General features: G+C 60.0%; 13 protein-coding genes. 8 read left to right on the top strand and 5 right to left on the bottom strand.

Annotation, left to right across the window (positions count from 1 at the left end; all coding sequences use genetic code 11):
* The first annotated feature begins 177 nt into the window (after window positions 1–177).
* Genes AC1MEA_RS11885 through AC1MEA_RS11860 form a run of 6 tightly spaced genes read left to right on the top strand, consistent with a single transcriptional unit; the run spans window position 178 to window position 7008 of the window.
* Window positions 178–903, top strand: a complete 726-nt coding sequence (locus AC1MEA_RS11885) for an RDD family protein (protein WP_219062190.1) — start codon at window positions 178–180, stop codon at window positions 901–903.
* A complete protein-coding gene (locus tag AC1MEA_RS11880) occupies window positions 900–1880 on the top strand; it encodes a stage II sporulation protein M (RefSeq protein WP_480917937.1) in 981 nt (326 codons plus the stop codon). Before AC1MEA_RS11885 ends, AC1MEA_RS11880 begins: the two co-directional genes overlap by 4 nt.
* Complete coding sequence (locus AC1MEA_RS11875) at window positions 1867–3456, top strand: DUF4129 domain-containing protein (RefSeq protein WP_480917935.1); 1590 nt, start codon at window positions 1867–1869, stop codon at window positions 3454–3456. The genes AC1MEA_RS11880 and AC1MEA_RS11875 overlap by 14 nt, the downstream gene beginning before the upstream one ends.
* Complete coding sequence (locus AC1MEA_RS11870) at window positions 3453–4646, top strand: DUF4350 domain-containing protein (RefSeq protein ID WP_480917933.1); 1194 nt, start codon at window positions 3453–3455, stop codon at window positions 4644–4646. Before AC1MEA_RS11875 ends, AC1MEA_RS11870 begins: the two co-directional genes overlap by 4 nt.
* 11 nt (window positions 4647–4657) lie before the next feature.
* Window positions 4658–5668 (top strand): AAA family ATPase, encoded by a 1011-nt coding sequence (locus AC1MEA_RS11865; protein WP_480918133.1) that lies wholly within the window; start codon window positions 4658–4660, stop codon window positions 5666–5668.
* Window positions 5665–7008: a DUF58 domain-containing protein gene (locus AC1MEA_RS11860; RefSeq protein WP_480917932.1), complete on the top strand. Its 1344-nt coding sequence runs from the start codon at window positions 5665–5667 to the stop codon at window positions 7006–7008. Before AC1MEA_RS11865 ends, AC1MEA_RS11860 begins: the two co-directional genes overlap by 4 nt.
* A gap of 46 nt (window positions 7009–7054) precedes the next feature.
* Here the strand turns inward: AC1MEA_RS11860 and AC1MEA_RS11855 are convergent, their stop codons facing one another.
* Window positions 7055–7414, bottom strand: a complete 360-nt coding sequence (locus AC1MEA_RS11855) for a PilZ domain-containing protein (RefSeq protein WP_219062195.1) — start codon at window positions 7412–7414, stop codon at window positions 7055–7057.
* Window positions 7415–7719: 305 nt separating this feature from the next.
* Window positions 7720–8094: a tetratricopeptide repeat protein gene (locus AC1MEA_RS11850; protein ID WP_480917929.1), complete on the bottom strand. Its 375-nt coding sequence runs from the start codon at window positions 8092–8094 to the stop codon at window positions 7720–7722.
* A 157-nt stretch (window positions 8095–8251) separates the two neighbouring features.
* Here AC1MEA_RS11850 and pyk point away from each other — a divergent pair, with 157 nt between their 5' ends.
* Entirely contained in the window at window positions 8252–9703 is a 1452-nt protein-coding gene (gene pyk, locus AC1MEA_RS11845; RefSeq protein WP_219062197.1) for a pyruvate kinase, read from the top strand.
* 134 nt (window positions 9704–9837) lie between these two features.
* Here pyk and AC1MEA_RS11840 read toward each other — a convergent pair whose 3' ends face one another.
* A complete protein-coding gene (locus tag AC1MEA_RS11840; protein ID WP_480917928.1) occupies window positions 9838–10776 on the bottom strand; it encodes an iron-sulfur-binding ferredoxin reductase in 939 nt (312 codons plus the stop codon).
* Window positions 10769–11875, bottom strand: coding sequence for a GGDEF domain-containing protein (locus tag AC1MEA_RS11835; protein ID WP_480918132.1), 1107 nt, complete (start codon window positions 11873–11875; stop codon window positions 10769–10771). Before AC1MEA_RS11835 ends, AC1MEA_RS11840 begins: the two co-directional genes overlap by 8 nt.
* 484 nt (window positions 11876–12359) lie before the next feature.
* Between AC1MEA_RS11835 and AC1MEA_RS11830 the strand changes: the two genes are divergently transcribed.
* Window positions 12360–13883, top strand: coding sequence for a fumarate hydratase (locus tag AC1MEA_RS11830; protein ID WP_219062199.1), 1524 nt, complete (start codon window positions 12360–12362; stop codon window positions 13881–13883).
* 70 nt (window positions 13884–13953) lie between these two features.
* Here AC1MEA_RS11830 and AC1MEA_RS11825 read toward each other — a convergent pair whose 3' ends face one another.
* Entirely contained in the window at window positions 13954–14259 is a 306-nt protein-coding gene (locus AC1MEA_RS11825) for a ribbon-helix-helix domain-containing protein (RefSeq protein ID WP_219062200.1), read from the bottom strand.
* Window positions 14260–14268 lie beyond the last annotated feature (9 nt).

Here is a 14268-nt window from a genome sequence, read left to right as displayed (position 1 = left end):
CAGAAGACCGGCAAAGTGTAGGGGGTGCGCAGCATAAATGGCCAATCGGCTGATTCAGGTACGCGGCGGATACGCGTGTTCACACTGCTTGCGCCTGTCCGTTTAGAGAGTCTGGTTGCTTCGAGGGCCCGTGCTGGCTAGCATCGGGCTTTGTCTTCAGGCGTGCACCACTCGATAATGTCCTTCCCCCCAGCTTTGCCCAGGAGTGCTGCGCCGCACACGCCACTGGATACTCGCGCCCGCATCGAAACCCCGGAAGGCATCGATCTGATCCTGCGCCCTGCAGGCCTGGTGCCACGTACGCTGGCGTTTACCCTCGACCTGTTGGTTCGTGTGCTAGTCATGGGCGGGTTATTCATCTTCCTCCGCCTGTTCGATAAGTTCGGCATGGGCCTGAGCGCGCTGGTGCTGTTTCTGGGGACGTGGGGGTACATGGTCCTGTTCGAGGTGCTGAATCAAGGGCGTACTGTCGGCAAGCAGATCATGGGCCTGCGCGTGGTTCACGACGACGGCACGCCGATTGGCTGGTCGGCGTCATTGACCCGCAACCTGCTGCGTTTCGTCGACATGCTGCCCTTCGGTTACTTTCTGGGTGCCGTGAGCTGTCTGCAGCATCCCACCTTCAAACGTCTGGGCGATCTGGCCGCAGGCACACTGGTGGTCTATTGCGACCCGCCCAGCGTGCGCCCGACGCTGCCCCACGCATTGCCGCTGATTGCCCCATTCGCCCTGACCCTGGATGAACAGCGCGCGCTGCTGGGCTTCGCTGAGCGGCAGGCCAGCCTGTCCGCCGAGCGCACGCAGGAGTTGGCCGCGATTCTTGCGCAGCCCTTGCAAGTCCCCGCAGATCAAGCCGTCGCGCACCTCAATGGGATCGCTCGCGGCCTGCTGGGGCCGACATGAAGCAATCCCTGTTTGAAAGTCGCCATCAACCCGACTGGCAGCGCTTCGCCGAACTGCTGGACGCGCTGGAGCACGGCAAAGCCGAGAGCAAGGCCTGCGAGGCATTCGCCAGCGATTACCGCCGAATCTGCCAGCAATTAGCCTTGGCGCAAGAGCGCGGCTACAGCAGTCATCTGGTCGACCCGCTGCAACACTTGGCGATGCGCGGCCATCAACAGTTGTACCGGCACCGCAGCCAGCTGGGTGCGCATCTGTTGAGTTTCGTCCTCGCCGACTTTCCGAGACTGGTCAGGACGCAATGGCGTTTCGTGCTGGTCGCCAGCCTACTGTTTTTCGGCAGCCTGCTCGGCATCGGCCTGTTGGTGTATTTCTTTCCGGACCTGGTCTACAGCGTCGTCAGCCCCGCGCAGGTGACCGAGATGGAAAGCATGTACGACCCGACGGCGCGGCGCATCGGCGAGGCAGCGACGCGGGGCTCCAGCGAAGACTGGATGATGTTCGGTTACTACATCATGCATAACATCGGGATCGCCTTTCAGACCTTCGCCACCGGATTGCTGTTCGGCGTAGGCAGCCTGTTTTTTCTGTTCTTCAATGGCCTGATGATCGGCGCGGTGGCTGGCCATCTCAGCGGAATCGGTTATGGGCAGACCTTCTGGTCATTCGTCATCGGCCATGGTGCTTTTGAGCTCAGCGCCATTGCCCTCGCCGGTACCGCAGGCCTCAAGCTGGGCTGGGCCTTGCTCGCGCCCGGGCCTCTACCGCGCAGTGAGGCGTTGCGGCTGGCGGCAAAAGTGAGCGTGCGGTTGATGTGCGGGGTGATGCTGTTTCTGCTGATCGCGGCCTTTATCGAGGCCTACTGGTCATCGATGACGTCTTTTCAACCGCTGACCAAATACCTGGTCGGCGCCTGCCTATGGGGGCTCGTCGGGGCGTACCTGATCTTCGCTGGACGGAGTGGTCATGCGCCTGACTGACGCCAGTGTCGTGATTCGCCCGCGCAATCCCTGGGAAGCTATCGACCTTGGCGTGCTGCTGGCTCGCGAGCATCGCGGCTTGTTGATGGGCAGTTGGGCCGCCGTCACGCTGCCGATCTTCGCCCTGCTCAGCCTGGTGTTCTGGAACTCTCCGACGATTGCGATCCTGGTGTTCTGGTGGCTCAAACCGGCCTTTGAGCGCCTGCCGTTGCTGATTCTTTCGCAAGCGATTTTTGGCTCGACGCCCAGCCTCAAGCAAGCCCTGAAGGCCTGGCCAAAAGCACTCAAGCCGCAGTTGCTGGCCAGCCTGACCTGGCGCCGATTGAGCCTCAGCCGCAGCTTCAAACTGCCGGTGCAACAACTTGAACACTTATCCGGCCCGGCACGCCAGCAGCGAATCGGCATTCTCAGCCAACACAACCTGCGCGCCGCACGCTGGCTGACCTCGGTCGGCAGCGCACTGGAAATGACCTTGTGGCTCGGGCTGATGAGCGTCTTCTATTTGCTGATCCCGCAACAGGTCGAACTGAACTGGAGTTGGAACAGCCTGCTCGACATCGAAGGCAACTGGCACTGGCTCGAACACCTGAGCAATGCTTTTTATGCCTTGATCCTGATTTTCTGGGAACCGGTTTATGTGGCCAGCGGCTTCACCTTGTACCTGAACAGGCGCACCGCGCTGGAGGCTTGGGATATCGAACTGGTGCTGCGCCGTTTGCGCCAACGCCTGATCGGCAGCGCCTATGTCATGTTGATCGGCCTGGGCCTGGTGTTTTCAACGGTCACCCCGTCCGCCTGGGCCGCAGAGCAAAGCTACAGCTGCCCATTGCCACCGCTTGATCCTGCATCACCCGAGCATGCTCCAGCCGGGCCAGACAGCCCGCGCCTGACTCATCAAGCACTGACCAGCAACGCTGCGCGTGACAGCATCAAGGCGCAACTGGCACTCCCGCCGTTCAAGAACCCGAAGACTGTGACGGGATGGCGCCTGATCGAAGACAAAGTGGCTACCAAAGCGGAAAAACCTGCTGATTCAGCACAGTGGCTGCTGCGTTTGATCAACTGGCTGGCGCGTATCGCCAACATGCTTGCCCATGTGTTTGAAGTGCTGCTGTGGGCAGGGGCGATCATCCTGGTCAGCGTATTGATCTGGCGATACCGGGCCTGGATCAGTACCTTCGTCAGCCGTCGCCAAGGCCCGGAAAAAATTCAACGCAACGTCCCCCGGCAATTATTCGGTTTGCAGGTCAACGCCCAAAGCCTGCCCGATGATGTGGCTGGCACAGCCGAACGCCTGTGGGCCACTCAACCTCGCAAGGCGCTGGGCCTGTTGTATCGAGCGCTGCTCAGCCGCCTGCTGACCGACTACCAACTGCCGCTGAAGAATGCCGACACCGAGGGCGAGGTGTTGCAGCAGGTTGCGCAGCTCAAACTGCTGGCATTACACGAGTACAGCCAACGCCTGACTGAACACTGGCAGAACCTCGCCTACGGCCATAACCTGCCCCCGGCGCACCTACAGCAGGAACTGTGTGACGGCTGGCGACAACTGTTCGGTTCGGGGGCTCCCCGATGACCCGACGCAACGCACTGCTGATCGGCCTACTATTGATAGTCGCGCTCGGGGTGGCCGGCCGTTATCTGTACACGCACATGGAGCGCTACACCGAGGTCATCGACCAAGGTCCGTCACCTGAAGTGCGCGGCAACCCCTACCTGGCGGCCGAAAACTTCCTGCGCCAACGCTCGGTGCCGGTTCAGGTCACTGATGCACTCCAGAACTTGCCCGACGCGCGTCAGGAGTCGCAGACCCTGATGCTCCTCGCCAGTCGCGAAAACATGACGCCCCGGCAAGTCGAGCGACTGCTGGACTGGGCCAAATCCGGCGGTCATCTACTGTTCGTCGCCGAGCAACTCTGGGATGAACAGAAAGGCCGCAGCGGCGACCTGCTGCTGGACCGGGTGCAGATTCACCAATTCCTCAGCGCGGACCTGCAAACACAGGACCGGGCAAAAGTCATCGTGCCCAGGCAGCCTACCCCCTTGGCACCGACGGACTACCCCGGCCTGACCAAGCTGTACCTGGAAAACGAAGACGAACCGGCCTATTTCAGTTTCGATACCGACTTTCACCTGGACGACCCCAGGGACCGTGCTCAGTCCTGGGCCAACAGCGGCTTGGCCACGCACATGATGCAATTGGCCTATGGCAACGGTTTGATCACCGTTTTGAGCGACAGCGACCTGTGGAAAAACAGAACCATCGCCCGCTACGACAATGCCTGGCTGCTGTGGTATCTGACCCAGGACAGCTCGGTGACGATGCTGCTGCAAACCGAGCACGCTGATCTGTTCAGCCTGTTGCTGCGGTATTTCCCTGAGGCGTTGACCGCACTGGCATTGCTGACCGGTTTGCTCCTGTGGCACGTCGGCCTGCGTCACGGCCCGCTGCAGGCTCCGGCCTCACGTGCGCGCCGGCAATTGACCGAGCACCTGCGTGCCAGTGCCGACTTCCTGCTCAGACGCAGCGGTCAACAGGTCCTGTTGCGTGCATTGCAGCAAGACATCTTGCGTCGCGCCCGACAGCGTCATCCCGGTTTCGAACACCTCGGCGTCGCCGACCAATGGCAGGTGCTTGGGCGCCTGACGCGCCAACCCACCAGCGCTGTCAGTCAGGCCCTGCGCCCACGCCCCGCTCAGCGACTGTCCAGCGCAGAATTCACCCGCCAGGTTGCCCACCTGCAAACTCTCAGGAATGCCCTATGAGCGACTACCCGATGGACCCGCAAAGCAGCGCCGAGACAACGGCAGCGCCCGGCAACCAGGCCCAGCAACGCCAACGTGCCAGCCATCTGGCTCAGACCCTGCGCCAGGAGCTGCAAAAAGTCGTGATCGGCCAGAATACGGTGATCGACGATGTGCTGACTGCGCTGATCGCTGGCGGCCACGTGTTGATCGAGGGTGTTCCGGGGCTGGGCAAAACGTTACTGGTCCGCGCCCTCGCCCGCTGCTTCGCCGGGGACTTCGCCAGGATTCAGTTCACCCCCGACCTGATGCCCAGCGATGTCACCGGCCACGCGGTGTACGACCTCCAGACCGAACAGTTCAAACTGCGCAAAGGTCCGCTGTTCACCAACCTGCTGCTGGCCGATGAAATCAACCGTGCTCCGGCGAAGACCCAGGCCGCGCTGCTCGAAGCCATGCAGGAACGACAGGTCACCCTGGAGGGGCGCGCCCTGCCGATCGCACAACCGTTCATGGTGCTGGCCACGCAAAACCCTATCGAGCAGGAAGGTACTTATCCTCTGCCCGAAGCTGAACTCGACCGCTTCATGCTCAAGTTGCGCATGGACTACCCGGACTCCGCCGAAGAACTGAGCATGGTCCGTCAGGTCACGCGCTCGACCAAAGCCGACATGCTCGATGTACAGCCGCTGCGCACCGTCCTGCAAGCCAAGGACGTGCTGGCCCTGCAACGCATTGCCAGTGAGTTGCCGCTGGACGAACAGGTACTCGATTACGCCGTGCGCCTGGCGCGCGCAACCCGTAGCTGGCCGGGCCTGACCTTGGGTGCAGGGCCACGGGCGTCGATAGCACTGGTTCGCGGGGCACGGGCACGGGCCCTGCTGCGCGGTGGCGAGTTCGTGATCCCGGACGACATCAAAGGCTGCGCGCTTGCGGTATTGCGCCATCGGGTCAGGCTCTCGCCCGAGCTGGACATCGAAGGGCTGTCGGTGGATCAAGTGCTCAAACAACTGCTCGATCAGGTTCCGGCGCCACGTCTATGAAGCAGGCGCTAAAGCCCTCTCGCTTATTGCTCGGCTGGCTCGGCGCACTGATGGGCCTGGCGGTGGTCCTTGGCACTTTGGACGCGTTGGGCATCGACCTTCCCGCGAAACTTTCGGCGGTAGGTTGGGGGTTGTTGATGGCGCTGATACTGCTCAGCCTGCTTGATGCCTGGCGGCTCACGCGCCAACCCTCGCCGCGCCTGCAACGTCAACTGCCGGGCAGTCTGGCGCTGGGACGCTGGAGCGAAGTGCGCATCACGGTCGAGCACGATTTCAGCCAGCCGCTGACACTGAGCGTGTTCGATCATGCGCCCGAGGGCCTGACCGTTGAAAACCTGCCGCAAAACATCACCCTGCGCCCCGGTGAACATAGCCAGCTTGGCTACCGTCTGCGCCCGCTGAGTCGCGGCCATTTCGGCTTCGAACGCTGCGAAATCAGCCTGCCCAGCACCTTGCGTTTATGGACCACGCGCCGCTATCTGCCGCTGGTCGATGCCACCCGCGTTTACCCCGACTTTGCTCGTGTGTATGGCGGCCAGCTAATCGCGGTGGATAACTGGATCAGCCAACTGGGCGTGCGCCAGCGTCAGCGTCGCGGCCTGGGACTGGAGTTTCATCAACTGCGCGAATTTCGCGAAGGCGACAGCCTGCGCCAGATCGACTGGAAAGCTACCGCACGCCAACGCACACCCATCGCCCGCGAATATCAGGATGAACGTGATCAGCAGATCGTATTCATGCTCGATTGCGGCCGACGCATGCGCAGTCAGGATGGAGATCTGGCGCACTTCGACCATGCGCTCAATGCCTGCCTCCTGCTCAGTTACGTCGCGCTGCGCCAGGGCGATGCGGTGGGGATTACCACCTTTGCTGGCGAAAAGGACCACTACCTGGCACCGGTCAAAGGCTCGGGACAGCTGAATGTGCTGCTCAATAGTGTCTATGACTTGAAGAGCACGCAACGTCCCGCCGACTACGGCGTCGCCGTGCGCCAATTGCTCGCCCGGCAGAAACGCCGCGCACTGGTGGTGCTGGTCACCAACCTGCGGGATGAAGACGATGAGCAATTGCTCGGCGCGGTCAAACAGCTGAGCCGCCAGCATCGGGTATTGGTCGCCAGTTTACGTGAGGAAGTGCTGGACAGCCTGCGTCAGACACCCGTGCAAACCTGGCAGGACGCCCTCGCCTACTGCGGCACCATTGATTTCTTCAACGCACGCGCAACTCTGCACGAACGTTTGATCGCCCACGGTGTGCCAGTACTGGATGCGCGCCCCGGAGAACTCGGGGCGCAATTGGTCAGCCGTTATCTAAGCTGGAAAAAGGCCGGCACACTTTGAGTCAAGGCAAGTTGAATGCAGTGCCCGCGCCAAACAGACCCAGTGCTCAGACCGGGGCTTCCAGAGAATGAAAGCTGAAGTAACGCTGCAACGCACGAATCAACTGTGCGTACTCGATGGGTGAAGCCTGCAGCATGAACCCTGAATCGTAGTTCCTTGGCGTTTCGTCTTCGTGACACCAGAGGCAACGACCATCGATATCGATGGTTCTCTGTTCGCCATTTTCATCCGGTATCTTCAAACGCAGCTCAAAATCCGCGCCTACCAGAATCGGCAGATCGCTGATCAACATCAAACCGTCTTGTGACACATTGCCGAGACACCCCAGCGGTTTATCGGTATATCGATTAAAAACCTGCAAAAAATAAGGCAGTTGATGACGTTCGATTCGTCGTTCGATAAGCATGTTTGACGGTCGCTATGAATGAACCATTAAGCATGGTTGCGCTAGTGCTTTTCGAGTTCGCGGGGGCGTGGCGATAATCGCTGCCGAGGCAAATTCTCCCTTGATACCTGCACGCCATCAAACACTTCCACAACCTGAGCCCTTTAAGCAGAGCCTCGGAATAGAGCGATTTTTGCGTGATGTACGCCGGTCCATGGCCACGTGTGCGACTATTTTTACGTATTTTTACTCCCTGCACCTAGAGACTAGCTCAACACAGCCGTATGAGCACTCCCAAATATGACCGCCCATCCAATCGGGTGTAATTAAAGTGAGGCAGGGCTCGGCTGTGCCGGCTCACCGCGACGGTAGTGGCCGAGTTGCTGCAGGGTATCAAGACGTGCGTGCGCTCGAAACGCATACTCGCTGGAGGGGTACTGGGTAATGATGAACTGGTAGGTCTGCGCCGCATCGACGAACAGGTTTTGGCGCTCCAGGCATTGCCCACGCAGCATCGACACCTCCGGCTGGATGTATCGACGCGAACGGCTTTCACGCTCGACCTGGGACAATTCGAGCATCACGCTGTCGCAATTACCCTCGGCATACGAGCGGTAAGCGCTGTTCAAATGCTGGTCCATCGACCAACGCGTGCAGCCGCCGACACTGGCCATCAAGGCTAAAACGATCAAAATTCGCATGAGTCTCTCCTGTGCTCTGCAATGTATCGACCCGACCAGGGATTTCTTCAGGGTGTTTTTTGCCCATAAAAGACGGGCCGAGGTAGTGCAAAGGAACAATGACTACAGGACTGGACAGTAGTAGCCTCTCGCTGCGCCTCAGCAAAGGAGTCTGTAAATGACCGTTCGTCGTACCAAAATCGTCGCTACCCTTGGCCCTGCCAGCAACTCGCCGGAAGTTCTCGAACAACTGATCCTGGCAGGTCTGGACGTCGCTCGTCTGAACTTCTCCCACGGCACGCCGGACGAGCACAAAGCTCGCGCCCGCCTGGTCCGCGAGATTGCCGCCAAGCACGGGCGCTTCGTCGCACTGCTCGGTGACCTGCAAGGCCCGAAAATTCGTATCGCCAAATTCGCCAACAAGCGGATCGACCTCAAGATCGGTGATCAATTCACCTTCTCTACCGTTCATCCACTGACTGAAGGCACCCAGGACGTCGTCGGCATCGACTACCCGGATTTGGTCAAAGACTGCGGCGTAGGCGACGAGCTGCTGCTCGACGACGGACGTGTCGTCATGCGCGTTGATACCGCCACCGCCGATGCCTTGCATTGCACGGTGTTGATCGGTGGTCCGCTGTCCGACCACAAAGGCATCAACCGTCGCGGCGGTGGCCTGACGGCGCCAGCCCTGACTGAGAAAGACAAGGTCGACATCAAGCTGGCAGCAGAAATGGAGCTGGATTATCTGGCCGTTTCGTTCCCACGCGATGCCGCCGACATGGAATACGCTCGCAAACTGCGCGACGAAGCTGGCGGCACTGCCTGGCTGGTGGCGAAGATCGAACGCGCAGAAGCGGTCGCAGACGACGAAACCCTTGATGCGCTGATTCGCGCCAGTGACGCCGTCATGGTTGCCCGTGGCGACCTGGGTGTGGAAATCGGTGACGCGGAACTGGTCGGCATCCAGAAAAAAATCATCCTGCACGCACGCCGCCACAACAAGGCAGTGATCGTGGCTACGCAGATGATGGAGTCGATGATCCAGAACCCGATGCCGACTCGCGCTGAAGTGTCCGACATCGCCAACGCCGTGCTCGACTACACCGACGCAGTGATGCTCTCGGCAGAAAGTGCTGCGGGCGCGTACCCGATCGAAGCAGTCCAGGCCATGGCACGGATTTGCGTCGGCGCTGAAAAGCACCCGACCAGCAAAACATCCAGCCACCGCATCGGCAAGAAATTCGAACGTTGCGACGAAAGCATTGCGCTGGCGGCCATGTACACCGCCAACCACTTCCCCGGTGTGAAGGCGATCATCGCCTTGACCGAAAGTGGTTACACGCCGTTGATCATGTCGCGGATTCGTTCTTCCGTGCCGATCTACGCGTTCTCTCCGCACCGCGAAACCCAGGCACGCGCCGCGATGTTCCGTGGCGTCTATACCGTACCGTTCGACCCGTCGGTTCTGCCACCGGGTCAGGTCAGCCAGGCGGCAGTGGATGAGTTGGTCAAACGTGGCCTCGTCAAGCAAGGCGATTGGGTAATCCTGACCAAGGGTGATAGCTATCACACCATTGGCGGTACCAACGGCATGAAGATTCTGCACGTCGGCGATCCAATGGTTTAAGGCTATTCAGGCAGTATCAAAAGGCCCCGCAGTTCACGTTGAACTGCGGGGCCTTTTTTGCGCCTTGAATATATCCCGTGTCTGAACGGGCATCTTCGAGAGTGGCTTGGCGCGTTGTATCGGGAGATCAGCGCTCAACCGCGACTGAGAAACACATCGGCCAACAGTTGACTGCGCGGCAAGCCCGCAAGATAGAGGCGCTTGGCGAAAATCTCGACACTGGCAGGGTGCCCGCAAAGCAAGGCGATGGTCTGTCGGGAAACAAGCCGCAGTTCCGCCAACGCGGCCGGAAGCTCGGCTACGGTGAGTAATTGGATCTGCAGGTGTGGATAAGCCGCCGCCCGTTCAGCCAGGGCTGTGGATAAGTAATGCTCGCTGGCGTCGTGGGCCACATGGATCACGCGAATGGTCGCCTGATGCTCCTGACGCAGCGCCTCGCGCAACACGCCCCACAGCGGACCAAGACCCGTGCCAGCCGCCAGGAGCAATAGCGGGCGACTGGACCAGTCCGGATCATAGTGCAGAGCGCCACCGCGCAGTTCGCCCAGGCGCATCGGGTCGCCCGCTTTCAACTGTCGTGCGGCATCACTGAAGGCGCCGGGGTGACGGCAATCAAGATGAAATTCAAGGAAGCGATCTTCTTCCGGCAAGCTTGCCAGCGAGTACGGGCGAGCGATGCCGTTGGCGGTCCACAACACCAGATGTTGCCCGGCGCGGTAGCGAAATGGACGCTCGGGTGTCAGACGCAAACGCAATACCGTCGGGCTTAGCCAGTCGCAACTGGCAACCTTGGCCGGCAAGCCATCGCGGCTGGGGTCGAAGACTTCCACGGTCAGGTCTTCGACGACCCGACACTGACAGGCCAGTCGCCAGCCCTGCTGACGCTTGTCGGCGTCCAGCGCCTCTGGCTGAGCATCTGCGGGTTCGCCTTGCAGGCAACGAACCAGACAGGCATGGCAACTGCCCGCCCGACAGCTGTAGGGCACGGCGATCCCGGCGTTATTCAGGGCATCGAGCAGATTGCTCGCTGCCGCGACCGGCCATTGCCGGTCACCGACACGGATGTCAGGCATCGGCGTTTTCCCACGCTGCGGCGCAACGATTTCGCCCGCCGCGCTTCGCGCGATACAGCGCCTGATCGGCACGCTGCAAGGCTTCGTCAAGATCGTCGCCCACTTCCAGCAAGGTCATCCCCACTGACAGGCTCAATTCAGTCACGTCCAGGCCGACCAGCTCGACATGGGTAAACGCTTCGCGCAGCCGCTCGCAACAACCGGTCAGGTGTGCAGCGGTGCAATGCGGTAACAACAGCACGAATTCCTCCCCGCCGTAGCGAGCCAATACGTCGCCCACGCGCAGACAGGCAGTGGCAACAGCGGCGAAAGCCTGCAATACCTGATCACCGGCGGCATGGCCGTGGACATCGTTGATGCGTTTGAAGTGATCCAGGTCGATCAGCGCCAAACCGTGAGAATAACTGTTGTCCATGGTTCCCAGTTCCCGGGACGCCATGCGCAGAAAGTGTCGACGATTATATAAGCCGGTCAGTTCGTCAGTCGCCACCAGATCTTCAAGCTGACGCATCATTCCGCGCAAGGTGTCCTGATGCGCCTGAAGCGCAAAGCGGCGCTGACGCATGCGCTGCCGTGAGGCCTGGACATAACGAGCGTACAGACATAGCCAAAGCAATACGATGAACAGCGCGAAGACTTGTAACGCGGCCAAGCCTGGATCTGCCAGTTTCAACTGGAAGGCTTCCCACAGATTCAATCCGGCGAAGCACAAGAACACGAACGCCACGCAGCGCACAAACACCTTGGGCGTCAGATGGAACAGGCCAAACAGCATGATCAGCACATACATGACCAGGAATGTGCCCCGGGCGCTATCGAGATGGGCCAGCAGGTACGTTTGCCACCCCAGCGCCAACAACACTTGAAGCTCGGTCAGGCTCGGGTCTTTGAAACGCAGGTTGAAGCCGCCGAGGAACATCCCAAGCAACAGCAACTGGCAAAGCACCACCAGACAGCTGCCAATGACCGCCGTGCGCAGGGGAGCCTGATAATAGTCAGTAAAAATCGCCACCCAGACGAGTGCCAGCACCAGCGCATACGTGCTGGCAGCCAAAGCAAATCGTTTCAGCAACAAATGCTGTATGGCTTTAGGGGTCACTCGTTGACTCACCGTGCTCAAAGGGACTCCTTCCCGAACTGGCACAAACGGCCTATGTGGCTAATTCCATTAGTCAGCGTTCTGCCTGGACACCCGGTGCTCGCTGCCGCTACCCCTGCCGGCCTGCGACGCCTTGCAGCGCATGAATCAAGAATTCGGACTATTAAAACCGTCGAGCGGACAAGGTCCAGCATAGAGGCCATTTGCTACTTTAGTGCGACTACTCAAAAATGACTATTCAATTCTCGTCCCCCATTACGGCAACGTTTTTCTAGCCACGCAAAAACAGTGCCCACCCTTTGCCCGACCTTCGTTTGCACGCAAGCGGATGTGCCCGGGCCAACCCCACGCTATACTGCGGCGCCTTTTTTGCGTCGGCGTTGTGAGTCGGCGCGCTTACTTAAAGATGTTTTTCAGCAGAGCACGGCGGTACTGTTGGAAACAGCTAATCGAATGTTCCCGTCCTAGCAGAGGAGCGTGCCACATGACCGTGATCAAGCAAGACGACCTGATACAGAGCGTCGCCGACGCCTTACAGTTCATTTCTTACTACCACCCCGTAGACTTTATTCAGGCCATGCATGAGGCCTACCTTCGCGAAGAGTCGCCTGCGGCCCGTGACGCCATCGCCCAGATCCTGATCAACTCGCGCATGTGCGCGACCGGCCATCGGCCGATCTGCCAGGACACCGGCATCGTGACCGTATTCGTTCGTGTGGGCATGGACGTGCGCTGGGACGGTGCCACCATGAGCCTGGACGACATGATCAACGAAGGCGTGCGTCGCGCTTACAACCTGCCGGAAAACGTCCTGCGGGCTTCGATCCTGGCCGACCCGGCTGGCGCTCGTAAAAACACCAAGGACAACACCCCGGCAGTCATCCACTACTCCATCGTCCCGGGTAACACCGTGGAAGTGGACGTGGCAGCCAAAGGCGGCGGCTCGGAAAACAAGTCGAAGATGGCGATGCTCAACCCGTCCGATTCGATCGTCGACTGGGTGCTGAAAACCGTACCGACCATGGGCGCTGGCTGGTGCCCTCCTGGCATGCTCGGCATTGGTATCGGCGGCACCGCCGAGAAAGCTGCAGTGATGGCCAAGCAAGTGCTGATGGAGTCCATCGACATTCACGAGCTGAAACTGCGCGGCCCGTCCAACCGTATCGAAGAGATCCGTCTGGAGCTGTTCGAGAAGGTCAACCAACTGGGCATCGGTGCTCAGGGCCTTGGCGGTCTGACCACCGTGCTCGACGTGAAGATCATGGACTACCCGACCCACGCGGCTTCGTTGCCGGTGTGCATGATTCCTAACTGTGCGGCGACCCGTCACGCGCACTTCGTGCTCGATGGCAGTGGCCCGGCCTCGCTGGAAGCGCCACCGCTGGACGCCTACCCGGAAATCGTCTGGGAAGCTGGCCCGTCCGCGCGCCGCGTCAACCTCGACACCCTGAAACCGGAAGACGTGCTGAGCTGGAAAACCGGCGAAACCATCCTGCTCAGCGGCAAGATGCTCACCGGTCGCGACGCCGCGCACAAACGCATGGTCGAGATGCTGAACAAAGGTGAAACCCTGCCTTTCGACCTCAAGGGTCGCTTCATCTACTACGTTGGCCCGGTCGACCCGGTGCGTGACGAAGTGGTTGGCCCTGCTGGCCCGACGACCGCAACGCGGATGGATAAATTCACCCGCCAGATCCTCGACCAGACCGGCCTGCTGGGCATGATCGGTAAATCCGAACGTGGCCCGACTGCCATCGAAGCGATCAAGGACTACAAAGCCGTGTATTTGATGGCTGTCGGCGGCGCGGCTTATCTGGTTGCCCAGGCGATCAAGAAATCCCGTGTCGTGGCCTTCCCCGAAATGGGCATGGAAGCGATCTACGAGTTCGACGTCAAAGACATGCCGGTCACCGTTGCAGTTGATAGCAAAGGCGAATCGGTACACATCACTGGGCCGGCTATCTGGCAGAAAAAAATCAGTGAAAGTCTGGCGGTAGAAGTTCAGTAAAAGCGTCGCATCAAATACGCCAATCGCATAAAAAACCCACCGCCTGGTGGGTTTTTTTATGCCTTGCGCATTACTTGGCGGCGGAGCGCACCACGCTCAACTCAGGCGCCACCACACGGCGTTGACTCAAATACCGCGTGCAACTGACTCGCAGGAACGAGGCAAAATTGACCACCTCACCGCGATAGTCCATGACCTCTTCATACAGTTTGCCAATCAGTTGATTGGTGGTCATGCCGTCGAGCTGAGCGATCTCGGCGAGGATGTCCCAGAACTGATTTTCCAGGCGTAGCGTCGTCACCACGCCGCAAATGCGCAGCGACCGTGAGCGCGACTCGTAGAGAATCGGATCAGCTTTGACATACAGCTCGCACATACGCCCTCC

This window comes from Pseudomonas sp. ASL8, assembly GCF_056680355.1.
Note: the sequence above shows the minus strand (reverse complement) of the source record. Positions and strands in the feature narration are given on the sequence as shown.